The sequence below is a fragment of the Bradyrhizobium sp. NBAIM08 genome, from assembly GCF_020193935.1.
GTDB lineage: Bacteria > Pseudomonadota > Alphaproteobacteria > Rhizobiales > Xanthobacteraceae > Bradyrhizobium > Bradyrhizobium yuanmingense.
On record NZ_JADYVR010000014.1, the window covers coordinates 129,510 to 151,850 of the forward strand.

The following is a 22,341-nucleotide window of genomic DNA, read 5'->3' on the forward strand; positions in this document are numbered from 1 at the left end:
GCATGGCAACAACACCTCAAGATCACGTCGTCGAGGTAGATTCGGTATCGTTCCAGGTTCGCGCACAGAAATTCCGAGTCGCGGCAATGATCATGAAGCGGACGCGAACTCCCGTCGCAACCGAATATGCAACGCGTTTGGTCCATCTCGTCAAAGGCATTCGCCTCGACGACATGGCAGGTTTCTTTGATTTCGAACCGAGCGAGACGAAGGTCCTTCTGGAGGACGTGCTCGGCACGGGTCTGGTCAGCGAGCGGAACGGTCAGCTCGTCCTTTCTGAGCGCGGACAGGAAGCGCTGTCACCAAGCACGGATACATTGGATCTGTATGAGGTCGAAGACCTCGTCACAACCATCTCGTTCGATCTCGCGGCTTTCGCGCCCGTTGAGGAAGGCAAACTAAATCAACGCGAAACGCGAATTGTCGAGGAGCTCACGCTTCCCGATCGGGAGAAGGCCGCAGCGGCCACGAAGGCCGCTGAGGAAGCCTTCGAACTCCATTTCCATGAGTGGCGGCAAAGATACGGTCGGCGCGCATGGGATGAGGAGACAAGACTTCATTCAATCGACGATGTGCAGTCCATCGGGACATTTCCGGCGGTCTTTCAAATTCCAGTCCGCTGGCGGTCGGGCGACATGGCGGCGGCCGAACCAGACTTCTCGGAACTTGCTGGGAAAGGCCGTGCCGGCTCACGGAATGCACTCATATCGGCGTTGAGCACGCGCTTGAAGGATTTCGCGGCGCCATCCGATCACGCGGCCGCTTTCGATTTTGTCAGTGAACTCGACGGAGGCGTATTTCGGCGGGACGGAGTCCGCTCTACCAAAGACGTGTCATCGTGGGCCGACCTGTGCGGGAGCACCCAAGACCGCGCTCTACCGTATCCCGCAGAGTCAGGATTGCGTCTTATCGGTTCGACCGCAACGAACGCAGTTCGCGCCGCTTTGCTCGATTGGACACAGAGCATTGGCGGCGCGCAGACCGCGACCAAAGCACCGGTGTTCTGGCTTCCACCCGAAAGTCCGTCGTGGGGGCGCTCCCTGCCTTTTGCCAGTCTCGCCACTGCACTCTCGACAGCCCACGCATCCGACGATGGGACCGTGCTTTTGGCCCGAACGCGTGACGCGGATGGCCCCGATAGATTCTGGTCGAAACTTTATGGTCCGACAGGTTCACTCTCGGCTGTGTTTGATCGGTGCCTGGCGGTCCCAGCGACAGAGTTGCCGAACGCGCTGGAATTGATCGTGAAGCCCGGGTCGTGGGCTATGGTCTTGGTACACGCGCCTGATCCGGCAACAGGCTATCCGTTTCCTTTAGGCTACATCACGGCGGCGCGCGCGATCGTCGACCGTTTTTCATATCAGGTCGCTGAGCTCGCATCGAAGGCCGATGGCACGCGCGCCGTAGCGTGGCATCGAAGCAAAGAGGATGCCCACGCGGCGCTCGCTATGATCGATGAAGCGCTTGGCATCGGGGTTGCGTAGCGATCGGCGTGAGCAGCAGAACTAGGGATTTCGTCTCCGGCCGAGAGACGCAAGTAATTTTGTTGTGCGTCGCTCCGGTGTGCAGTATCGACTTGTTTCGACTAAGCCGCGATCAACCGGAGAACAATTGAAGGCCTTTCGGGGGCACCTTACTTCGCGCAATGATCGCCTCTACGAGAATCGCGCCAAGCGCAATACGAAGCTCAGGTTCTTGAGATTCGGCTCTCTTCTTCCGCAGTTGCTCAAGTAGGAGCGTGAATTCAGGCCGAGGTAGGGCTGCGAGATAGCCTGCCATGATTGCTTGCTCAGTGCCGCGACTTCGAGACTCTGTTGCCAAGGCCGCCAACCGAGCCACCCACAACCCGACCACGGTATCCGGCGCAGCCGCCCGCTCTTGGTAGACGAGAGCAGGCACGATCAACTCTCGCAGCGCGGGGTTCGCTACATGCGCACGCAGGATGGCAACGTCCTCAGGTCCGAGCTGCCGGTTACTGCCGAACACAGCAAGTGCAGCAACCCACGGTCCTGGTCCGACGACGATTGTCATACCCGGCGTCGGACCGACGGCAACGCTTGGATCGGCGGGTGTATACGGTTTCGCCTTGGCGGCGCGCTCCCGGACCTTCGCGAGCAAGCCTTCAGGGTCGAGACGTTGGCGCGCCAGGGCGGCGTACATCTCAGCGGTCGACATCGACATCGGCGTCACGGAATTCGCGATGCGCTCAATTAGCGCAAACGCGGGCTCACGATGGGCCGGAGGAATCTGAGTCATGGCATGCGCGAGGATGCGGGCGTACTCGCTGTCCTCGAAATCGCTATCCGTCTTTCCCAATCGCTCGCGTGCCGTGGCCACGAGTTCGTCAACGACATTGGCCGGCAATGCACGGGCGTCGCCGGCGGCAATCAAGAACCGCGTGTAATAGCTGTTTGGCACGGCGCCAGCGCCGGTAAAAGCAGCAATGACGCGCGCAACTAGCTCTTTGGACAGCGCGCTATCGTCAAGGCCTGCGATAATCGTCTCGAATGCTGGTCCTTGCTTTGGATCGTCGGGGTTCCCATGGAAGCGTTGAAGCGCTGCTGTCGCTGACAGCAAGCGCGATTGGGTGTCGCCAACGACGCGGCCCAGGGCCCCACCAAGCACCTCCGCATAGCCCTTGCCCGAAAGAGCCTGAAGAAGCGCCTGGTCCGCTGGATCAAGCGCGGGAAGGCCTCGATCGATGCGCGCCCTGGAAATAACGCCCAGGATCTCGGTGGTAGCAACGCGAACGCGGTCACGCGCACCGCGGCCGCGCTGCGCGTCCGTATTGTGAATCAGCCACTCTTGGGTGGCCTTCGCAAAGCCAAGGAATGCAGGAAAGGCCTTAACGGGATCGAGTGCCGCAGAATATTTGAGCGCTTCGGCATAGCTGACCATGTTGGGTTCGGTCAGGTCCAGAATTTCGAAATCCATCTGGTTGGCTGGGACCTGCGCTACATCCCGAGAGCGACGATCACCACCTGGCACATGCTTGAGGATCGCATCGAGGCCATCTGGCCGACCGTCACTCAGGGTCATCCATGCGGCGCGCTCCACGTCCAAAGGAGCAGGTGACGCGCCGAGTATTGGAGGTTGCCTCCCCGCGAGTGTGCCATAGCGCGCCGCTGCAGCGGGATCGAGCCCGGGAAGCACTGCATCAAACCAACCGCGAGAGCGATCAGACCCATCGTGGGTCCAAATTCCCGTCGTATATCCTGACTGCAGTGGAGCGGCGGCTGCGCTATTGCTCGATAGATCCGCAACCGAAATGCCTGTGTCGACTCTCTCAAGCGGCAAGGCGCGTAACAGCGGTTCAAGCCATCTCGTTCCGTGACGCACGATCAACGTTCCGCCGGCTCCCGGCTCAACATAGTAAAAGAGAGCGTAGCTGAGCAGCAGCAGCGCGAGACCGCCGACCGCAAGGCCGGTTGCCGCCTGACGCAGTCGTATTGCGACAGTTTCAAGGACAGTCCGATCCTGAACACGACGCGCCAGACTTGCGACGGGCAGCGTAACCGCTGAGCTTGACACGCCTCCTTTCACTGGCTCTTGCCGGGCGCCACCCTTCTGCTGAAATACGTAGAGCGGCACCTGCGTGCAGAGTGCCGGGAACAATTCCGCATCGACGTCCAGCTGGGTCTTGCGCTCGCTGAACTGCGCGGCGCTGCCGGTAGTGAGGAGATCAAGCAAGTGCGCGGTAAAAACACCGTGCTGTACCCCGACGTCCTCCCAAGTACGCTGGCTCTCTCGAGATGATGCAATGTAAAGACGCGCATCACTTGGGCCGAGTCCCGCAAAGAACGACATTCGCCGCACGAGAGCTTCGGCGAAACAACAATCGAGAACTAGGATCGTCCTCTTCGCATCGATTTTGCTTATCAGCCGATCCAAGGTCCCTGCGAATAGTAAGGGGGGGCTACGGGCCCCCGGAGCAGGCTGAACGAGAAATCCAGCGGTAGCATCGTCGACCCACCCGTGGCCAGATAGGAACAACCAACAGAGTTCGTATGGACCACCTTCGGCAAGCGATCCCAGACCGATCTCAATCTCTGCCGCGGTCGCTTCGTCTTCCGGAATTCTGACAAAAGTCAGATCGCCGACACCCGGCCAGCACGTTCGGAGATACCGCTCGACGGCGTCTGCATCGTTGACGGCAAACTGCAACGGAGAGAGGCCCGTGGCGCCGATCGCGCGATATGCGCCGATGCCGACAATGAATGCCCCAACCTTTGCCATGTCACCAGGTGAAGAAATTCCGCACGCTTGGGGCGGGCCTTGCTATCACATTTTTAGCTCCGGGCGGTTGAGGAACGCTCGTCACCAACTTTTGCAAGATCAGCGGGGTGGAAATACCGACGTGGAAAGCGATGATCCCCTCTGCGCGCCCACCAAAATAGAGCCACGCGACGAATCCGCCGGCCACGACCATGGCAAGCGTGATCCCCCAATAGAAAAGGCTGACACGGTAGGCCGGAAGCTGCTCGGCTTCCCGTAGATTCCACCAGTGAAGTATTTCGGCCACAATGCCGCCGGCACAACCGACGCCGAACACTGCCAACGCGCCTTCCAATACCATTCAATCCCCCTTGACCGCGTGCTTTATCAATCTGAGTATCAGCGCAATACCATCGCATTGACAGATCTCCGCGAAGCCCAACGCTTGGGCTCCTAGAGCTGCCCTGGCAGTTCGAAACGCATGCTCACCCGCGCGCGAGGAACAGCACGCGCAGCTGTGTCGAGCGACAATGGCACCGGCTCTAGTGCATCCTTCTCGATTGCCGCCATGACCTTCAGCATGGTGTCAATTTCTGCCGCCTGCGGACCACTACCGCCACCGTGGTGATGTCCATGATCGCCGCCGGCGTTTCCTGTCCCGTGTGCATGGTGGCCGCTATGTCCATCCAACGAGACTCCCACGAACGGTTTATCGACAATGATCCAAGGCCTGTTGACCTCGAACCACTCTGCGCCGTGGAGCTGTCTGCGCTTGATCACACCGGGACGAGACACCTCCTGTGCCTTGAACCAGTCCTCGATACGGTCATCGACCCAGCCGTGAAGACGCCAAAACACCGGGTTGACGTGTGAAGAGTAGAATTCACCGAGATAGTCGTATTTGGGAGAATTCCATTTGTCCGAGAAAGCGAAGGACGGACGTTCGCCAGGCTCACCGGTTTGGGGATCAATGATGAGTTCGCCCGTATCCGGGTCGCGCGCCGGTGTCATCCAGCGATTGTGCATCGCGTTGTGAATCGTGAATTCCAGCAGATTGCCGAGCGCGCCGAGGCTGAGGCTGGCCAGCACTGACGGGCTTGCATAAGTCACCTCCCACTGCCGCATTACCGACGAGAAATAGTCGGGCGTCTTCACCCAATCGCCCGTGGACGGAACCATATTGCCTGAAGCTGCGGCATCTTTCGCGAAGATCACCACACCAGAGGAATTCGTGCTGGGCGAATAGACGATCTGCGCGGTGTCGGCTGGTGGTAGCTTCTTCCAAGAAGCGGGCGGCGGGAGCCCCTGTCGCGCGTAGTCGTCGCGCACCATCTTGATCATCCATCGATGCATGAACAGGAAGTCTTCGCCAGCACCATTGTCGAGGATCAGATTGTTTCCATCCGTGCGCTTCTTGCGAGGCGGCCGTGCCACTTCCCAGCCGAGTTCCCTGATCGCAGTCCTTGTCTCTTCGCGCTTGAAATTCGGCCATTCTCCGCGAACGGTATGCCACGCCGCATGCCAGAGCCTGTGCCACTTCCCCGCAAGCATGGTCACAGTGGTCGGAGCCAGCATGACGCCGGGAATATCCCGCGGCTCGCGGAAATCTCGTTGGACCGCGATCACGCTGGCAGTGATGCCGGCCTTGGCAGTGCCGTGGTCTTTGGCGCGCATAACAGAACCGACGAGGCACGTGCGGGGATGCGTCGTCTCTGGCCAGTGCTTTGCTAAGGTCAGCTCGTAGACATATTCGAAGGCTTCAATATCCGACCCCTTCGCGCCGGTACCACGAAGCCGAATCAGTGCCGGCTCGCGCGATACGAGATCCCCCTCGATAATCATCATGGCGCGTTCGGAATCATCTTCCTTCGTCGGCCACGACAAACGACCAGTGATCTTCCCATTTAGAGACGCAACCAAGGTCAGCTCGGCTTCGGCGAACTGAAGCTTGTTGAAGTCATCGACGATATCCGGTTCATTCAGGAAGCTACGGTAGGTGTACGTGCCGGTGACGTCTGTCGGGTCCATACGCCGTCCTCTCTTGCCGCAAAATCCTGATTGAACCGGGCCCAAACGGGCCTGCATCAGATCTCGAGTTCGATGCTCGTACCTTGATTGAAGGAGGAAGTTAGAAGACCCTGCGACTGCTCTTCAAGCGAGGTGACGAGCTCTTCCAGTGCGGCAAACTTCTCTTGCCGCTCGCTGCCTTCCACGAGGCTCGCAGACGTTGTGCTAAACCAGAACGTGAATGGCCGATCTTTGGCCTGAGGTGCGAGCGCTCGTTTGCCCTTTGGCCCGAGCCGGGAATCATAGATTTTCTGAATAACGTCAGGCTCGGATTTCCACTAAACCCGTTGCCACAGAACACGTAGCGATCTGCCGACACGTGCTTGCAAAAATTCGCATCTACATTGTGTTCTGAAGCGTGGTGCTGAACTTTCAGCGCATCAAGGTGGCAGAACCCCTCGAAGAAATCCTCCAAGCTTCAGACCGTTGAGGATGATATCCTGCTGCGAGTCGCCTGTCAGAAGCAAGCGCTTGTTGTCCTCATCCTGCACCATGAACATCAACGAAGCGATGTTCGGGGTGGTAACACCCTTGAAATCCTCCACTCCATACCAATCCCTCAGGTCGAATGCTTCCTGACCGAATGCATCAACCTTCCTCCTGATTTCGGCGCGGAGGTCCTTCAACTGGCGTCGCCCTTTGGCGTCACGGAGGAAGTTGTTCCAACCTTCTCGCAAGAGCTCAAGTTCGTCCCGGGTCGGCCCAACGATCGTAAAGCGCATCGACCCCACACGGAAGGACTCTTGTCCTTCTCGGTACATCAGAAGCTTTGGCTCATCGCCTGAGCCGGGCAGCTTGTTTACTGGGATGTCGAGCAAATCCGCTGAGGCATAGCGGGAAACCTTGACAGCCTCTGGCACCGACACGGCGATCTGTCGCATCTCTTCGCCAAGATCGACCAACTCTGGCACCGAGGTTGCGAGCAACGCAGGCGCCGCCGCAGCGAGCAGGTCTTCAATATCTCCGGCATTCTTGCCGATCTGTTCTCGAAACGCGTTATGCCAGATCCCGCCTATCTCGGGCGGCCGAGGCACTTTAGGTTTCCTAATGGGCGAGCCGTTGGCGCTATGATGGTCGTACAGCCGCCACTCGAGCTCGTCCTCAAGCAACTGCAGAACCCCGGATATATGGTCTTGGTCGATATGGGAGATATAGACGTAATCGAGCTTCTTATCCTGGTCGCGCAACTTTGACAGCTCGGCGCGAACATGACTTTTCATGGTCTTCGCCATGCCGCCGTCGCACAGGATCCGCCCACCATCGGCTCCCTCAAGGAGCAGGCAATCGCCCTTATCGGATTCAAAGATGCGGAGCTTCATCGTGTGCCCTTCACCTCGGTCCGCTCGTTGAATGTCCGAGCCTCCTCAATCGCCGCCTCTGCATCGATGACACCGAATCCGGCATCGTTACGCCATTCATAGGAATTCCCGGGCAACGGGCGGGCCGTCCGCTGGAGAATCCCCGAGCATTGCGCAGACGTCAGCTTCCCGTTGACGGCCAGCATCAAGCCGACGACGCCGGTTACGTAGGGGCTTGCCATACTGGTGCCCGTCATCCCGATCCACTGCTCTCCGTCTTCACTAAAGCCCTTTGCCGCGATGATGTCGGTGCCGGGCGCCGCGATATCGGGTTTTGATCTGTCGTCGCGTGTCGGTCCTTGGCTACTCGAGATGTTTATTCGCTGTTGGACTTCGTCGAGATTGGCGATTGCAATCACGCGATGCGCACAGGCAAGAGAATTGATCGAGTGCGAATCGACGTTGGAGACCTCAGAGAAAAACGATGGAAACCTGTAAATATGGAGATTTCCGTGAACTCCGATATCGACCGGGTCGTCTCGCTCGATCCAGCAGTTGAATCGGCCATCGCGTATCTCATCTCGAACGAGCCGCACCTTCCAAACGCCAGCCTCCACGCCTCTCAAACTATCGCTCTGAAGATTGGGCATCAGATATATTGCTGCGTAATTGCAACCATTGGTCGGATGGTACAGCTCATTGTAGATCGAGACCGTCGTCCCGCTCGGAAGTCGACGATTCTGCACAAATTCCCGCGGTCGAACTGTGATCCAATCGGCCCCACCCGGCGGTTTGAGCATCACAGTGATACGATCCTGGGCGCCGTACCAAATCTCGAGCTCATTCTCCGACATGTCCTCAATGCCGTTGCCAATAACGGTCCACTCGAGGTCGACACTGAGGCCGCGCGAAGCGATGCGGCCGCTAGTATGAATGCGTCCCAAGATGAAGCCGATGTCATCGGCAGTTTGGCCCTTCTCCTGGCCGGCATTCCCAGCGGCAATGCAGATGGCTCGTCCCGGAGTAGCAAGCAGTGCGTCGATCCAACGGCACACACCATTCGAACCGTCGTGTGCCGATCCATTGGTGCCGAGGCTGATGTTGATAGAGATCGGCTTGGCTTCGCGCTCGGCAATCTCAAGCAGATACTCAATGGCATGAACGATCCGCATGGAATCGCTGAAGGTCGCACGACGCTCTTCCATCTCGTCGTCAAGCATTGGGACCGAGATGAGGACTGCGGCGATCATTGCATTCGGGCACACACCCTTATTGCCGGCAGCGATGCTAGCGACATGGGTCGCATGCGACGCTTCTGACCGCTGGGATTGCTGTTCAGCAATTGTCGCCGGGAATTTTCCAGCTTTCGCCGCCGCGATCGCTGCGTCCATCAGCGGTTTGGTCAGTTCGCTGCCATAGTCGAACCCGCTCTTGCCGTTCTTTGACGGCGGAACGCGAAAGTCACCGCCCTGATCCCATATTGAGAGAAAACGCGTCCCGCCCTTATCGTCCAGAAAGTCTGGATGCGCGAAGTCAAAGCCTCCTACATCGATAATACCGATGATTACGCCGTCGCCGTCGTGGTGGGTCTTGCGCAGCCGCGCATCGCCACCGACACGGGCCGAAGGCGGCAACACTCGTGCGGCGGATACGACTGGGCGATCAAACGTCAGAGGTTCGGAGGGGTGGACGAATGCGATGTCAGGGTCGGTCTGTAAAGTCTCAAGGGCAGCGATAGGGACGGTTGTCGAAACGAAATTGCGGCGGACCAATACTTGTCCTCCGAGCGCAAGCTTGTCCGCCGCCGTTGCCTGTCCCTCCTTTGCGATTTTCGTGATGCGCTCGACCGCAGAACGTTCACCACTGGTTTCATCTGCGTTGCGATCGCGATAAAGCTCCACGAACACATTTACGTATGAGCGCTCCGACTGCTGCTGATCCGCTAACTTTTTTCGCTTGGGCAAGCGCCGCGGCTTGGGAGCAGCCACACTGGTGGGACTAATTGGGACACTCTCACGAACGTAGAGAGGTCGAGATTGGCTGGGATTCCGAGGGCTTCTGCTGACACGCTTGGCGCGCTAGCGACCGTCGCGCTAATGCCCGATCGCAGCAGGTTAACGGGCGCTGCGCCGTTTTTCAGGCAACGCAATCGAGGATGAAGCCTGCGTGAAGTTTCGTCACTGACCGCCACCGCCTGCCTCCCCCAAGATCGGCCGGAAAACGTGAAATGTGCACATTGCACGTCTCACGTGTACCATCAAAGATTTGGTCCAGCAACAGTTTCGCTACCCGACAGGGAGATAGAGCGCGGTAGGTGTCGTCGATCCACTAAGTGATTTCTCGTTTGATACCTTCGATGCTGAAAATTACGTGCAGAAGGATGCGACGGAAACGCGACATTCATCGCTTTACCGCGTCGCCTTTCTGCTTGAGAGCGCTCAACGAGCGCACCTGTGCGATGATACCAGAGAAAGACGTGGAATGGATCGCCGCGGTGAGGCGCTCACACCGCATTTCGCGTTGGCTGGTGGACAATCGCCTGCCGGAGACTATCGCCTCTTGGACGATCGACATTGGAGTCGCAAATACCTTCGAGGGGCGCCGCAACGCCAATGTATCCCTCGACCGATGGTCTTCGTGAGATCCATATTAGTCATGAACCGATCGTACTGATTTCGCGTCTTCCGATCCCGGCCGGCCTCTGGGCCACACGATCTATCAATATAATTGCGCTTTCGAGGCCGTCGCGAAATAGAAACGGGCCGCTCACGCGGCCTGCTCCTCGTTGACCTGCAGTCCATGCAGAAAATTTGCCGCGCGTTGCGCGTGCGATGAGGCCGCGAAGATCGCGTTAACGGATAGGGCCGCGTTTATTCGCGCGGTCCGGTCTTAGCGCTTCAAATCGCTGTCGCAGGCTGCGCCTCGCGCTCGGCTTGCGCAGCGATCTTCGCAAGCGGATGATGGAAATAATGCTCGCCCATCGCGCGGCGGATAGCCGGCGACGATGCTTTATCGACGTAGGGCTTTATGGCGGCCCCGTCCTTCCATGCGACAGCATAATCCTGCGACGGCGGATAGGCTTTCAGATAGTTCACGGCCTCGGGATCGATCGGCCCGTTCGTCCATAGCTCGAAAGTAAACGGCTTCCCCGCGAGCCGCGACTCATGCCTGAGAATTTTATGCAGCAGCGGCACACGGTCGTCCCGCCATTTCGTCGCTTCCTCCAAGGTTACGCGGGCTCCCGGAATCTTTGCCTTGCACTCGATCACGAGCACACCCTTGTCGTCGGGCTTGTCGAGCAGCACATCGGTCTCAGCTGACCGGCCGGTCTCATAATCCTTCCATCTTTCACCCGCCCGCATGTACCCGCCCTCAACATCCTTGGCGAGCGATCCGACGATAATCTCGAACAGCGCACCGCGCAGATTGTTCGCTGCACCTTCAATGCGCGTCAGGCTATTCAGCACCCGCTCGACATGATCCGGGTTGACCGAGGCGGTCGCGCCGGTATCGGTCAAGAGCGAAATCAAATCGCGCAAAGCCTTAGCGACGTCCTCTCCAAATAGGTGAGATGTCGTTGTCGCAAGAATCCCACGCGACCGCGCGAGCCCCCATGCCTTGCTTGAGAACCCGTCCGCCACCAAGAACGGCATAATCGGCGCAACATTGGCTGGCGCAGACGCGAGGTCGTGTTTGCGGACGAAGGCTACGACGGCATCTTCGCTCAATACATCGCGCAAATTGACGTCGCACACGATAAAGCCGGGCTTCAGCCCGTTGCTGGACGGCGTGACAAGCGGCCTTGCGTAAGAAGGTGCGCTCAAATCCCAAGTGACGCTCGAAACAACCGGCGCCTCGCCGCCGCCTCTCACCCTGACTTTATCGAAGCTACCGAAACCGGTGCGCCGGAACCATTCCTTCATGCCGTGCAGCACGACATTCTCGGCGACCATGCGTGCTCTGATCTCGGCAATCTGGTCGGTGCGGTACTCATGCGGACGAAACTTCACGTAAGTTTCGCTGGTGGCGTCATCGTGAAATTCTTCAAGCAGATGAATGGCCGACAGGCGGTCGAAGATGCGCTGTGGCGAGAGCTGGCGCGACCGTGCTGCGGGGCTACCGCATACGCCGTCAAAAAATTGGCGCGGAACGATGCCGCCGCGTGCTTTCAATCCGGCAACCGCACCCCAATACGATTTGCCGTGATCGCGGAAGACACGCTCCATCGCCTGCCAATAGCTCTTGTCGCCGAACTGGTCGTCGAGATAGAGGAAGCGCGCGTTGTAGGGGAAGCGAAGCCCGGCGAGCCGCTTGATGGTGAAGTCGTCCGCACGCGCGATGCGCTGGCGCGCGGCGTCAGCCGAAACGCCATCCTTCACCAGTTCGGCGATAAGCTCGGTCGTGAGGGCGGGGCCAATCCGCCGGAGGATGTCTTCGATACTAGGCATGCCCCCAGTATGTCACACTGCTCTATTTATAAAAACTTCTCTATCTCGCGGCCGTCTTTTTCGAACTTCCCGTGCGACGCAAAAACATTCTATATCTCAATATGTTGCGGAACATTTTTCGAAGCCCGAAAAGCCCGATGTCATGCCGAATTTGTCGCAAGTGATCCTAACCGCCTCGCTTCCGCTGCGTCTGCGTCTGCGGACGCGCCACCATCGAAAACAAACCGACTGCTTTGGCTCGCACCGAACAGGGACAGCAGATGCGGAATGTCCTCCGGCCGCCTCGTCAAAATGTACACGTCGCTCTGGGCGTGGCCCAGAATCGCAAAATGCACTTTCGCCGGGTCAAGTGCGTCGAAAGCGGCCCACAGTTCTGTCTCGTCTTGCTTGATGTCCGTCACGATCCAGACGCCTTGCAGCCTCTCGTCAGGATCTGCGGCCAGAAATTTGGGCTCGACGCTCCGGAACAGCAGCTGCACGTCGTGATTGGGGGGCGTGCCGCTCGTCAAAACAGCATCGGTCATCTGCGAATAGAAATCGGCAAAGCGCCGCTTCACGTCGAACAGGATCCGGCGCGTTCCTGCGGCGCCCAACACCCAATCGACGGTCCGGTTGCCGGCCCCGAGCCCGCGACCTCATGTTCCGCCGGAATAGCATCGCTTACACGCAACATGGGAAGCATTTCGGCCAGATACTCCTGATGCTTCGCCCGGTCCGCGACCAAGGGGAGATAAGCCGTCCTCTTCTGCTCCGGTAAGCGGCGGCGCGCGCAATCGAGCACGTCGAACATCACTTTGACCGGCGGCCACATGTGGACGCCCCACACAAGCGATCCGCCGACCCTGTGCGGCTCTCCGAACTCATAACGCCAAAAGGAAGTCAGCCTATCGAGAAAGCAGTCGCCGGCCGCCAGCTCGGGCGGCAGCATCGCGAGAAGAACATCGCATTCCGCATCGGTCTTGCCGCACGCGAGGCCTTCCTCGCGCAAGCATATCGCCAGGGTGCTCTTAGCGGCGCCGAATTCGGGCTGAATTTTCTCGATCCACATCTGACCCGCCCTAATGACGACGTGCTTGTCGTCCTTTCACTCGGATGCATCGCGAGCACCAATCGCCTGTCTCGAAAATTTTTAGGAAGGCTTGGACAAGAAATCGCCCTTTCAGGTCCGATTATGCTCACGATGCGCTCAAGATGCTCGGGAGGTACTCTCATTCGCGCTTTCAGCAAGGCTTGGGCAACTGCATCTGAGCGTCCCTTCACTCCCAGTGCAGCGCGCCCCACGTCTTGCAATACGATTTCAACGCTGCAAGCGACCCTAAGCACAGGGAACGACGATGCACAGAGTTTTCTAGCTTTTCGCCCGTCAATGAGTGCTACCGCGCCATTAATATGAGCGTAGGCTATTGTAGCAGCTTCGCCGTCGCCCAGGGTTTCCGCGCAGAACCGTCGATGAGACTCTCGTAGACAGACGCGATTGCGCTCTCGATTTGCACACGATGAACGATGCCCATATCGATCAGCTGCACTAGTGCATCATAGTCTTGGGGACCGTTTCGTAGGCCATTCTTTAGCTCAACACAGGCGTTGTCCGTGACGTACAGAGGTAGTGGGAACGCGCGAATAATCTGAGCCGCGCACTCCGTCGCATTCAGGTGATAATGACGTTTGCATCGGCGACGAGCTTAACGCAGGGATCAACCAGGAAGCTTGACAAGCTCATTCGCTTCGCTTTCTTCGATCTCCGCACCGTCGAGCAGTTCTCGCACCTCGTGGCGATTCAGATGCAGCAGCTGCGCAAGCTGCCCTTCGCCATACATGGTCACGCTTCCACGCTTCACCAATGCTGGTCCAATAGACCCTTGCCCGCTCTCCGGGATAATTATTTCCGATGCATTCGCAAGATGGGCAGCGAGGCCGCTGATCAGAGAGAATTTAAAGCCTCGACGTCGAGCGCTTCGTCTCTCCTGCCTTAGAGCGGTTTTTGAATCTGTAAGGCACTCGCACGAATGGCTCGTTAGAGTCAGTTGGCAGGCCTTCGGCTTTGGAGCCAACCCGCACTCTCACGAGCTTGTCGCCGAGCTGCTTCCCAACAATGGCAGCGACCGCGCGAGAATCCATCCCATCGCTATACGCAATGATAGCTTGGGTCGGCCGGGGGAATCCGATCAGAGGGGACTGCTCGTGCGAGGCGCGCAGAAGAGAAAGGCGATCGTCGCCGCTCTCGCTTCCGAGATCACGGGAGCCCCCGGGGGCGAACGATCGCGTGAGGGCCGAACGCTCCCGTGCGGCACCCGGCAAGCGGCGCTGCAGGGCGTTCTCGACTCCGCCACGAACGTGGACGGCGTTCACGTGTACCAAACCGATGTTCGCAGACAGCGCCGGAGCCGCCTAACCAAGATCGACCTTTCCGAACCTCAGTACCTCCTCGACCTCTGCCTTTGGATAATGAAGATAGTCGGCGTTCCGCTCGCGCGTGTAATCGTCCGGCAGATGTCCGGATCATACTTCGGCCGCCTGGGCGGCGACCGGTTCGTGCTCGCAAGCCCAACCGTAGAGATGGAAGGCGCACACACGAGCATCGCCTTGATCTCCGGAAGCGTGTCGGTAAACCCCTAGAGCAACGTCGGCAGCCAAACCATGTTGCCGACGCACGAGAAGAAGCGACGGTCCTGGACCACGTCTTGAGCGGAGGTTGCAAGAAGCCATCCAAATCTACGGTCGTGGCGAGGTGCCCTTTGTGCAACAGGTTGTTGCACAACTAGCCCTTTCTTAGGAGAAGCCGTGTCCACGCCTCTTTATCTCACTTTGGAAGAAGTCATTCTCCGCTACCGCAATCAGGTCAGCGAGGGAACGCTGCGCAACTGGCGGTCTTATAGAATTGGCCCATCATTCATCAAGATTGGCAAGGCGATATTGTATCCAGTTGAGGAGTTGGACCGTTGGGACCGGTCAAACCTCGTTTCATGCAAACGAACGAGATCTTATCCGCTTGAAGCCACCGACATCGGATCGCAAAAACTTAGTCGCTTCCCGACCTTCACGGTCGCTTCCTTTAACGAAGCAGCGAAGTGACATGTCCCTCCACTGAGCAGGATGTTAACCAACATAGAGATGGATTCGGATCCGTGCTACAACGTGATCGTAGCATCTCGTGAGGGCCGCTGCATGACATCTCGGGTTAATCACGATCCGTAACGAGGAACGGACCCCAATCACATACCCCTCTCGAACTTAGGAAATCACTAGAAGCTTGCTTTTAAAAGAGATTCTTCCTTCAGGTATGTTGATGCACAACCACCCCAGCGGCGATCCCTCGCCCTCGCAGGCCGACATCCAGATGACCAGGGCGATCATCGACATCGCAAAACCGCTCGGGATTGCCGTGCACGACCACATCATCGTCGGCAAGAACGGGCATGCGAGCTTGAGGGGGTTGCGGTTGATCTAGACGATCAGAACGCCTGGTTCTTGGCGGCTTTCAAATGGTCTTCCGCGGCCGTGATGCCGGCGAATGCCTTCAGCGTCAGGGCGGTCGGTTGCGGCTTCCATTCGGCAACCATTTTCTCGGCCTTCTCGAGCTCAGGCTTGGACAACAGGGAAGCCATCTCGTTCACGTTCTTGGCCGGCGCCACCTTCGAGAGCTTGAAATAGGCATACGACAGGGACAGGTCCCTCGGCGTGCCCTTTCCTGCGGAATATGCGCGGGACAGGCTGAAGAGGGCGCTGGGGAGACCCTGGTCGCCGGCCATCTTCCACCACTTCAGCGCTTCTTCCCTATTCCCTTGCCGGTCATACATGAGAGCGACATCGTGCTGGGCACGCGCGTAGCCGGCCTTGGCGGACACAAGCTTGTACTTCAATGCCTGATCCGGATCCGTTGCGACGACGCCCACGCCTTGCCCGTCATAATAGCAGCCGAGCTTATAGGCTCCGAGCGGATCGTTGGCCGCGGCCGATTTTTGAAACCACTCGAATGCCTGGCTGCGATCCTGCTGTGTGCCGATGCCGTTATTGTGCATCATGCCGACATGATATTGCGCCTCCGCATCTCCGCGATTGGCCAACGCGACCATCGCATTGAAGGTGCGGCTGTCATTCGCGCTGGCGGGCGTCGCGACAAGCAGAAGGCACGAAAAGGCCAGGGCAACGAATTTCATGTCAAAGCCCGATCGAGTTTGAACGATTCCTTGTCTTGGTCTCTCCAGATGCGAGAAAAGTTCGAGCCGGCAATATTCCGGGGTCAAGGCGATTTTTGGCCCATCCGAGTTCGTCCCGTCAGGGCACGACCAAACGCCGCGCGGCCTTAGCGGTCTCGGCCGACGCCCTACTGCCGCAGCATGATCAGGGGATCGGCGGTGTCGGGGACGCGGCGCCATTGCGCGTTGTCGTCGGCCTCGAACTGCCAGGCTTCGCCCGATTTCGACATCAGGATGATCTGGCCGCGCTCGAGGCGCCATTGCGTCGGGTTGAACTGCGCGATCGTGGCGTCGCATCTCGGCTTGAGGAAAACTTGGAAATTGTCCGCATCAGCCTCGGTGTTGGTCAGGGTCAGCCCGCACACCGGCTGCCCGTTGCGGCGCACCATCGACCAATCGCCGATCATCTGGTCCATTGACTTCGCCATCGAGCGCGCGGCGGCGAGATCCTGCAGGATGTAGACGCCCTCGCCCTGGCGCAGGCCCTCGAAGATGCCGGCCTCGACCTCGGTGAAGTCGATCACGGCTTCGCCGGTCGCATCCTGCAGGCGCACGATGTCGAGGCCCCTCACGCTCCAGGCCACGATGTCCTTGGTGAAGGGCAGCGCGGTCTTGCAGGACGGCTCCAGCTCCAGCTTGAAACCCTGGCCTGCGGCGTCAGCCTTCAGCGTGACGACGCAGGTCTTGCTGCGCTCGGTGGTCGAGAGCTCCCATTGTCCGGGCATCTGCTTCTTCAGGCTCGCCGCATCCTGCGCATGCGCGATGCCGATCGCGGCCAAGGAGGCCGCAACGACATATGCGAGAAGGCGACGAGCGATCATCAGCGTCCCTTGACCGGCGTTTCCGCAACCGGCGTCAGCGGCGCCTTGCCGGCGAACCAGGCCTTGAGATTGTCGACCACGAGCTGGTCCATGGCGTTGCGCGTCACCACCGAGGCCGAGCCGATATGCGGCAGCAGCACGACGTTCTGCATGGTCTTGAGCTCGTCGGGCACGTTCGGCTCGGCCGCGAACACGTCGAGGCCGGCGGCGAGAATGGTGCCGGATTTCAGCGCCTGGATCAGCGCCGGCTCGTCGATCACCGAGCCGCGGGCGACGTTGACCAGCACGCCGCGCGGGCCGAGCGCCTTGAGCACCTCTTCATTGATCATCTTGTTGGTGCTGGCGCCGCCGGGCACGATCACAACAAGCGTGTCGACCGCCTTCGCCATCTCGATCAGGTCAGGATAGTGCTTGTACGAGACGTCCTTGGAGGGATTGCGGGAGTGGTAGACCACCGGCACCAGCGAGGCATCTAACCGGCGCGCGATGGCCTGGCCGATCCGGCCCATGCCGACGATGCCGACCTTGCGGTCGCGCAGCGAGCCGACGCTGAGCGGATAGTTCTGGGTCTGCCAGAGCCCGGAGCGGACATAGCGGTCGGCCTTGATGAACTCGCGCAAGGTGGAGATCAGAAGGCCCATCGCGACGTCGGCGACCTCCTCGGTCAAGACGTCGGGCGTGTTGGTCACGATAATGCCGTGCTCGGCCGCATATTTGGCATCGATGTGGTCGTAGCCGACGCCGAAGCTCGCCACCATCTCCAGCTTCGGCAGCTGCGACAGCGAGTCCTTGTCCGCACGCACGGTGTGGTAGGTCACCGCGACGCCGCGGATCTTGTCGCGGACCGCCGGCGTCAGCCGCTCGAGATCGCCGCGCGTCTCTGCCTTGTGCACGACGAAATGATCGGAAAACCCGTTCTCGAGGATCGGCCGCACCGGCCCATAGATCAGAAGGTCGATCTTTTCGGACGAAATCGAACCGGCAGCCATCAGTTTTCCTTTCCAAGCGCGCTCTCATGCCAGCGCCGTAAAACGAGGTGGGAAACTAGCGCCAGCACCCCATAGATGACAATCCCGGCCAGCGACAACAGAAGCAGCGCGGCAAACATGCGGGGTATGTTCAAGCGATAGCCTGACTCGGCGATCCTGTAGGCGAGCCCGGAGCCGGCGCCGGCCGTTCCGGCCGCGATCTCGGCCACGACCGCGCCGATCAGCGACAGGCCGCCGGCGATGCGCAGGCCGCCGAGGATGTAGGGCAGCGCCGCCGGCAGCTTGAGGAAGCGCAGGGTTTGCGGCTTCGATGCGCCATAGAGCTGGAACAGGCCGGCGAGGTTGCGGTCCACCGAGTTCAGCCCGAGCGTGGTGTTCGACAGCACCGGGAAGAAGGCGACGATGAAGGCGCAGACGACCACCGCGGTCTGCTGCTCCAGATAGATCAGCAAGAGCGGCGCGATCGCGATGACAGGCGTCACCTGCAGCACGATTGCATAGGGGAACAGCGAATATTCCACCCATTTCGACTGGTTGAACAGCAGCGCCAGTGCGATGCCGCCGATGCTGGCGGCGACAAAACCTTCGAGCGTGGTGACAAGCGTGGTCGCCAGCGATTGTGACAGCACCGCCCAGTCCTTGATCAGTGTCAGCACGATGACGGAGGGCGCCGGCAGCACGTAAGGCGGGATCTCCCTGATGCGGACCACGAGTTCCCAGGCAAAGAGGCCGGCTGCGAAGACGATGACGGGCAGCACGAAGCGCATCGCGCGTTGCGCGCCGGACGATTTTGCGGGCACGGGAGCTTGGGCGTTCATAGCGTCGACTGCCCCGAATAGGACGGCGCCAGCGCGGCCGACACGCGTCGGCAATAATCGGAATAGGCCGTCGAGGTGCGAAACTCCTCACCCCGCGGCTCGACCGTCTCGATGCGGATGTCGGCCTGGATGCGGCCGGGGCGCGCCGTCATGACGACGACGCGCTGCGACAGATAGACCGATTCGAACACCGAATGGGTGACGAAGATGACGGTCTTGCGTAAGCGTCGCCACAACGTGAGCAGATCGTTGTTGAGGCGGAAGCGCGTGATCTCGTCGAGCGCGGCGAACGGCTCGTCCATCAGCAGGATATCGGGATCGGTGACGAGCGCACGCGCCAGCGACACCCGCATCTTCATGCCGCCGGAGAGCTCGCGCGGAAAGGCATCGGCGAAATCGGCGAGGCCGACGCTGGCGAGCGCCGCGTCGGCACGCGCGCGCCCCTCCCCCTTCGGCACGCCGCCGAGCTTCAGCGGCAGGCGCACGTTCTCGCGGACGTTGGCCCAGGGCATCAGGGTCGGCTCCTGAAACACGAAGCCGATGCCGTGACCTGGCTGCGCCTCGCCTTCATGACGCGCCACCCGCACCGTGCCTGATGACGGCGCTGTGAGGCTTGCGACGAGCCGCAACACCGTCGACTTGCCGCAGCCGGAGGGTCCCAGCAGCGAGATGAACTCGCCCTTGCGGACGGCAAGGTCGAACGGACCGAGCGCCATCACGCCGTTGTCGTAAACCTTCGTCACGCCGCGCAGGCTGACGGCGAGAGCCGTCAGGCTGGCCTCGACGGTAGATGAGGCCTTGTGCTCGATCATCGATGGCCGGCAGCTGTGGGCATCGGTCGAGCAGCGTCCCTCACCTCTTCCCGACGGGGAGAGGTCGGCGCGTAGCGCCGGGTGAGGGGCCTCAGGTCCCACGAGAGAGCGTAACCCCTCACCCGCATCGCATCTTGTGATGCGATGCGACCTCTCCCGTCGGGAGAGGTGTAGAATGCCGAGCCACCTACGCCTGACCTCACCATGCGTTAGGGCTTGTTCGGGCGCAGCTCGACGCCGACGCCCTTGTTGACGAAGCGCAGCGTGTAGGATTTGCGGTAGTCGAGATCCGCCTTCACGACCCCGGCCTTGACCATCTTGTTGAAGAAGGAGGCATAGCGCTCGTCGCTCATTGCGCCGATGCCGTTCTTCAAGCTGTCGCCGGAATCGACGATGCCGTGCTCCTTCATCTTGACGACGGAATAGGCCAGGAGATCGTCGGTCATCTCCGGGTTGAGCTGCTTGATCAGGGCGTTGCCGGCGGAATTGTCCCGGTAGAGGTAATTGTACCAGCCGATCATGGAGGCATCGACGAAGCGCTGCACGAGGTCAGGCTTCTTCTCGACGATCTCGCGGCGGGTTTCGATCAGCGTCGAATAGGTGTTGAAGCCGTAATCAGCGAGCAGCAGCACATTGGGCTTGAAGCCGGCGGCCTTCTCCACCGCAAACGGCTCGGAGGTGACGTAACCCTGCATCGCGCTCTTCGGGTTGGCGATGAAGGGCTGCGGATTGAAATTATAGGGGCGGACGTTCTTGTCGCTGAAGCCGTATTCGGATTTCAGCCACTGGAAGTAGCTGGTCATGCCTTCCTTGGAGACGAACAGCGTCAGCGGCTTGAGGTCCTCGATCTTGGCGACCTTGGCGTCGGGCTGCGTCAGCATCACCTGCGGATCCTTCTGGAAAATCGCGGCGATGGTGATGACGGGAACGTTGTTGGCGACGGCATCGAACGACATCAGCGTGTTCGCGGCCATGAAGAAATCGATCTTGCCGGCGATCAGCAGCATCCGGTTGTTCTCGTTCGGGCCGCCAGGGACGATGGTGACGTCGAGGCCGTATTTCTTGTAGGTGCCGTCGGCGACCGCCTGGAAGAAGCCGCCATGCTCGGCCTCGGCGACCCAGTTGGTGCCGAAGGTGACCTTGTCGAGCGTTTGGGCGCGCGCCGGCGCAAAGGAGGCAAGAGCGGCCAACAAGCCCGCAACTAACGCTCGCCGCAGATGAAAGGGGGTCATATTGGCACTCCGTCGATCGTGGCTGGCCCAATCGCGACTGGTCCGGGTGAAGGCAACGCGATAGAACCGCATGACATCAGGGGATGCGAGCCGCCCGGGCCCGCATCCCCTCATACCGCAAATTACGTGACAAATTCGGGCAAGGAAACCTCGATGACGCCCTCCCGCGACTGGATCGACATCGACTGGGCTGATGCGAGCCCGGACGAGGCGTCGCGCTGGATCGCGGTGCTGCCGCTGGCGGCAACCGAGCAGCACGGCCCGCATCTGCCGCTGACGACGGACGTGCTGATCGCGGACGCCTACCTCGCACGTGTGCGCCAGCTGTTACCCACCAGCATTCCGGCGAGCTTCCACCCGGTCGAACGGGTCGGGATTTCGACCGAACATATCGACTATCCGGGCACGCAGACGCTGCCGACTGAAATCGCGCTGAGGAAATGGGCAGCGATCGGCGCGGACGTTGCACGCCGCGGCGTGAGGAAGCTCGTCATCGTCACCAGCCATGGCGGCAACAGCGCGGCGATGATGCTGGTCGCGCAGGATCTGCGTGCGCATCACAAGCTGTTCGTGGTGACGACGTCGTGGTCGCGGCTCTCAGGCGCCGACAAATTGTTCCCGGCCGATGAAGTGCGGCACGGCATTCACGGCGGCGCGGTCGAGACCTCGATCATGCTGGCGCGCTATCCGGATCAGGTGCGCAAGGATGCGATCGCCGATTTTCCCGCGAGCAGCATCGCGATCGAGCAGCAATATCGCTGGCTGTCGACGCAGCGGCCGGCGCCGTTCGCCTGGCAGGCGCAGGATCTCAACACCAGCGGTGCTGTCGGCAACGCGACGCTGGCGCAGCCAGAGAAGGGCGAGCAGCTGCTCGATCAGGGCGCGACGGCGTTCTGCGAGCTGCTGGGTGAGGTCGATAACTTCGACGTGAACAGGCTTGCCAAGGGTCCCCTCGGCTAGGGGGCATCTTCCTGGATTCATTCAGGAAAGCTCTATTCTTCGCGAGCGCATTTGCAGTCTTCGAACCGGACGCGAGCAGCCTCCGTCCAACTGGGCACGCGGGCCACAACGGACCGCCTCAACCCCGGATGGAGTTTCACATGTCGATCAAGACCAAGATTGCCGCCGCAGCTCTCGCTGCTCTCACTGTTGCCGGCAGCATCGCATCCACCACCACCTCGGCCGAAGCCAAGCAGCCCGGCTGGGTCTGGGGCGTCGGTGCCGGCATCGCCACCGCCGCCGTCGTCGGCTCCGCGATCGCCGCCAGCAACGATCCCTATTACCACGGCTATCACCGCTGCGGCTGGGTCGCCCAGTACAACGCCTTCGGCCAGTACGTCGGCCGCGTTCGCACCTGCTACTGATCTGAGTATCTGAGGCGATCTCCACGTGGATCCCGCGTCCGACACGGGCGCCTCATCCACCCCGTGTCGTGCCCCCGACCC

At 60.0% G+C, this 22,341-nt stretch carries 21 protein-coding genes and 1 pseudogene; 6 read left to right on the forward strand and 16 right to left on the reverse strand.

Features of this window, described 5'->3' with window-relative positions; all coding sequences use genetic code 11:
- Positions 1 to 2: 2 nt before the first annotated feature.
- Positions 3 to 1,484 carry a hypothetical protein gene (locus I6F37_RS33280; protein ID WP_225153900.1) on the forward strand — a complete coding sequence of 494 codons (1,482 nt, stop codon included), beginning with the start codon at positions 3 to 5 and terminating at the stop codon, positions 1,482 to 1,484.
- Positions 1,485 to 1,596: 112 nt separating this feature from the next.
- On the opposite strand, the gene I6F37_RS33285 is transcribed toward I6F37_RS33280, so the two are convergent.
- The 10 genes from I6F37_RS33285 to I6F37_RS45640 all read right to left on the reverse strand — a co-directional run bounded on the left by I6F37_RS33285 (position 1,597) and on the right by I6F37_RS45640 (position 13,851).
- A complete protein-coding gene (locus I6F37_RS33285) occupies positions 1,597 to 4,236 on the reverse strand; it encodes a caspase family protein (RefSeq protein ID WP_225153902.1) in 2,640 nt (879 codons plus the stop codon).
- A gap of 1 nt (position 4,237) precedes the next feature.
- Positions 4,238 to 4,576, reverse strand: coding sequence for a hypothetical protein (locus I6F37_RS33290; RefSeq protein WP_225153903.1), 339 nt, complete (start codon positions 4,574 to 4,576; stop codon positions 4,238 to 4,240).
- Between the two features lie 92 nt (positions 4,577 to 4,668).
- A complete protein-coding gene (locus tag I6F37_RS33295; RefSeq protein WP_225153905.1) occupies positions 4,669 to 6,243 on the reverse strand; it encodes a hypothetical protein in 1,575 nt (524 codons plus the stop codon).
- 56 nt (positions 6,244 to 6,299) lie between these two features.
- On the reverse strand, positions 6,300 to 6,428 hold the full coding sequence (locus tag I6F37_RS45635; protein WP_276573793.1) for a hypothetical protein: 129 nt from the start codon (positions 6,426 to 6,428) through the stop codon (positions 6,300 to 6,302).
- Positions 6,429 to 6,662: 234 nt separating this feature from the next.
- The gene (locus I6F37_RS33300) at positions 6,663 to 7,601 is read right to left on the reverse strand and encodes an MBL fold metallo-hydrolase (protein ID WP_225153906.1); all 939 of its coding nucleotides are present in this window, start codon (positions 7,599 to 7,601) and stop codon (positions 6,663 to 6,665) included.
- Positions 7,598 to 9,487: a S8 family serine peptidase gene (locus I6F37_RS33305; protein ID WP_225153908.1), complete on the reverse strand. Its 1,890-nt coding sequence runs from the start codon at positions 9,485 to 9,487 to the stop codon at positions 7,598 to 7,600. The genes I6F37_RS33300 and I6F37_RS33305 overlap by 4 nt, the downstream gene beginning before the upstream one ends.
- A gap of 990 nt (positions 9,488 to 10,477) precedes the next feature.
- Positions 10,478 to 12,028: a hypothetical protein gene (locus tag I6F37_RS33310; RefSeq protein WP_225153910.1), complete on the reverse strand. Its 1,551-nt coding sequence runs from the start codon at positions 12,026 to 12,028 to the stop codon at positions 10,478 to 10,480.
- A gap of 140 nt (positions 12,029 to 12,168) precedes the next feature.
- Positions 12,169 to 12,585, reverse strand: a complete 417-nt coding sequence (locus I6F37_RS33315) for a hypothetical protein (protein ID WP_225153912.1) — start codon at positions 12,583 to 12,585, stop codon at positions 12,169 to 12,171.
- Positions 12,582 to 13,076 carry a hypothetical protein gene (locus I6F37_RS33320; RefSeq protein ID WP_225153914.1) on the reverse strand — a complete coding sequence of 165 codons (495 nt, stop codon included), beginning with the start codon at positions 13,074 to 13,076 and terminating at the stop codon, positions 12,582 to 12,584. Before I6F37_RS33320 ends, I6F37_RS33315 begins: the two co-directional genes overlap by 4 nt.
- 646 nt (positions 13,077 to 13,722) lie before the next feature.
- Entirely contained in the window at positions 13,723 to 13,851 is a 129-nt protein-coding gene (locus I6F37_RS45640) for a hypothetical protein (RefSeq protein ID WP_276573794.1), read from the reverse strand.
- Positions 13,852 to 14,209: 358 nt separating this feature from the next.
- Here I6F37_RS45640 and I6F37_RS33325 point away from each other — a divergent pair, with 358 nt between their 5' ends.
- The 3 genes and pseudogenes from I6F37_RS33325 to I6F37_RS33335 all read left to right on the forward strand — a co-directional run.
- Complete coding sequence (locus tag I6F37_RS33325; RefSeq protein WP_225153916.1) at positions 14,210 to 14,644, forward strand: hypothetical protein; 435 nt, start codon at positions 14,210 to 14,212, stop codon at positions 14,642 to 14,644.
- A gap of 165 nt (positions 14,645 to 14,809) precedes the next feature.
- Positions 14,810 to 15,100: a helix-turn-helix domain-containing protein gene (locus I6F37_RS33330; protein ID WP_225153918.1), complete on the forward strand. Its 291-nt coding sequence runs from the start codon at positions 14,810 to 14,812 to the stop codon at positions 15,098 to 15,100.
- 208 nt (positions 15,101 to 15,308) lie between these two features.
- Positions 15,309 to 15,476: pseudogene (locus tag I6F37_RS33335) on the forward strand (JAB domain-containing protein); the annotation flags it as partial.
- Between the two features lie 4 nt (positions 15,477 to 15,480).
- Here the strand turns inward: I6F37_RS33335 and I6F37_RS33340 are convergent.
- The 6 genes from I6F37_RS33340 to I6F37_RS33365 form a co-directional block, all read right to left on the reverse strand.
- A complete protein-coding gene (locus tag I6F37_RS33340; RefSeq protein WP_225153920.1) occupies positions 15,481 to 16,272 on the reverse strand; it encodes a tetratricopeptide repeat protein in 792 nt (263 codons plus the stop codon).
- Positions 16,273 to 16,352: 80 nt separating this feature from the next.
- Entirely contained in the window at positions 16,353 to 17,045 is a 693-nt protein-coding gene (locus I6F37_RS33345; RefSeq protein WP_225153921.1) for an AprI/Inh family metalloprotease inhibitor, read from the reverse strand.
- The gene (locus I6F37_RS33350; protein WP_057027479.1) at positions 17,045 to 18,034 is read right to left on the reverse strand and encodes a 2-hydroxyacid dehydrogenase; all 990 of its coding nucleotides are present in this window, start codon (positions 18,032 to 18,034) and stop codon (positions 17,045 to 17,047) included. The genes I6F37_RS33345 and I6F37_RS33350 overlap by 1 nt, the downstream gene beginning before the upstream one ends.
- Entirely contained in the window at positions 18,034 to 18,852 is an 819-nt protein-coding gene (locus tag I6F37_RS33355) for an ABC transporter permease (protein WP_057027478.1), read from the reverse strand. The genes I6F37_RS33350 and I6F37_RS33355 overlap by 1 nt, the downstream gene beginning before the upstream one ends.
- On the reverse strand, positions 18,849 to 19,664 hold the full coding sequence (locus I6F37_RS33360) for an ABC transporter ATP-binding protein (RefSeq protein ID WP_036014223.1): 816 nt from the start codon (positions 19,662 to 19,664) through the stop codon (positions 18,849 to 18,851). Before I6F37_RS33360 ends, I6F37_RS33355 begins: the two co-directional genes overlap by 4 nt.
- 209 nt (positions 19,665 to 19,873) lie before the next feature.
- Complete coding sequence (locus I6F37_RS33365) at positions 19,874 to 20,896, reverse strand: ABC transporter substrate-binding protein (RefSeq protein WP_036014224.1); 1,023 nt, start codon at positions 20,894 to 20,896, stop codon at positions 19,874 to 19,876.
- 153 nt (positions 20,897 to 21,049) lie between these two features.
- On the opposite strand from I6F37_RS33365, the gene I6F37_RS33370 reads away from it, so the two are divergent.
- Both I6F37_RS33370 and I6F37_RS33375 read left to right on the forward strand, forming a co-directional pair.
- Positions 21,050 to 21,856: a creatininase family protein gene (locus I6F37_RS33370; RefSeq protein ID WP_036014242.1), complete on the forward strand. Its 807-nt coding sequence runs from the start codon at positions 21,050 to 21,052 to the stop codon at positions 21,854 to 21,856.
- Positions 21,857 to 21,996: 140 nt separating this feature from the next.
- The gene (locus I6F37_RS33375) at positions 21,997 to 22,260 is read left to right on the forward strand and encodes a hypothetical protein (protein WP_036014244.1); all 264 of its coding nucleotides are present in this window, start codon (positions 21,997 to 21,999) and stop codon (positions 22,258 to 22,260) included.
- Positions 22,261 to 22,341: the final 81 nt, after the last annotated feature.

Excerpts from the sequence above, each read along its gene's own strand:
- I6F37_RS33280 (WP_225153900.1), top strand. The coding sequence starts at position 3 with ATGGCAACAACACCTCAAGATCACGTCGTCGAGGTAGATTCGGTATCG.
- I6F37_RS33285 (WP_225153902.1), bottom strand. The coding sequence starts at position 4,236 with ATGGCAAAGGTTGGGGCATTCATTGTCGGCATCGGCGCATATCGCGCG.
- I6F37_RS33290 (WP_225153903.1), bottom strand. The coding sequence starts at position 4,576 with ATGGTATTGGAAGGCGCGTTGGCAGTGTTCGGCGTCGGTTGTGCCGGC.
- I6F37_RS33295 (WP_225153905.1), bottom strand. The coding sequence starts at position 6,243 with ATGGACCCGACAGACGTCACCGGCACGTACACCTACCGTAGCTTCCTG.
- I6F37_RS33300 (WP_225153906.1), bottom strand. The coding sequence starts at position 7,601 with ATGAAGCTCCGCATCTTTGAATCCGATAAGGGCGATTGCCTGCTCCTT.
- I6F37_RS33310 (WP_225153910.1), bottom strand. The coding sequence starts at position 12,028 with ATGCCTAGTATCGAAGACATCCTCCGGCGGATTGGCCCCGCCCTCACG.
- I6F37_RS33320 (WP_225153914.1), bottom strand. The coding sequence starts at position 13,076 with ATGTGGATCGAGAAAATTCAGCCCGAATTCGGCGCCGCTAAGAGCACC.
- I6F37_RS33345 (WP_225153921.1), bottom strand. The coding sequence starts at position 17,045 with ATGATCGCTCGTCGCCTTCTCGCATATGTCGTTGCGGCCTCCTTGGCC.
- I6F37_RS33350 (WP_057027479.1), bottom strand. The coding sequence starts at position 18,034 with ATGGCTGCCGGTTCGATTTCGTCCGAAAAGATCGACCTTCTGATCTAT.
- I6F37_RS33355 (WP_057027478.1), bottom strand. The coding sequence starts at position 18,852 with ATGAACGCCCAAGCTCCCGTGCCCGCAAAATCGTCCGGCGCGCAACGC.
- I6F37_RS33360 (WP_036014223.1), bottom strand. The coding sequence starts at position 19,664 with ATGATCGAGCACAAGGCCTCATCTACCGTCGAGGCCAGCCTGACGGCT.
- I6F37_RS33365 (WP_036014224.1), bottom strand. The coding sequence starts at position 20,896 with ATGACCCCCTTTCATCTGCGGCGAGCGTTAGTTGCGGGCTTGTTGGCC.
- I6F37_RS33370 (WP_036014242.1), top strand. The coding sequence starts at position 21,050 with ATGACGCCCTCCCGCGACTGGATCGACATCGACTGGGCTGATGCGAGC.
- I6F37_RS33375 (WP_036014244.1), top strand. The coding sequence starts at position 21,997 with ATGTCGATCAAGACCAAGATTGCCGCCGCAGCTCTCGCTGCTCTCACT.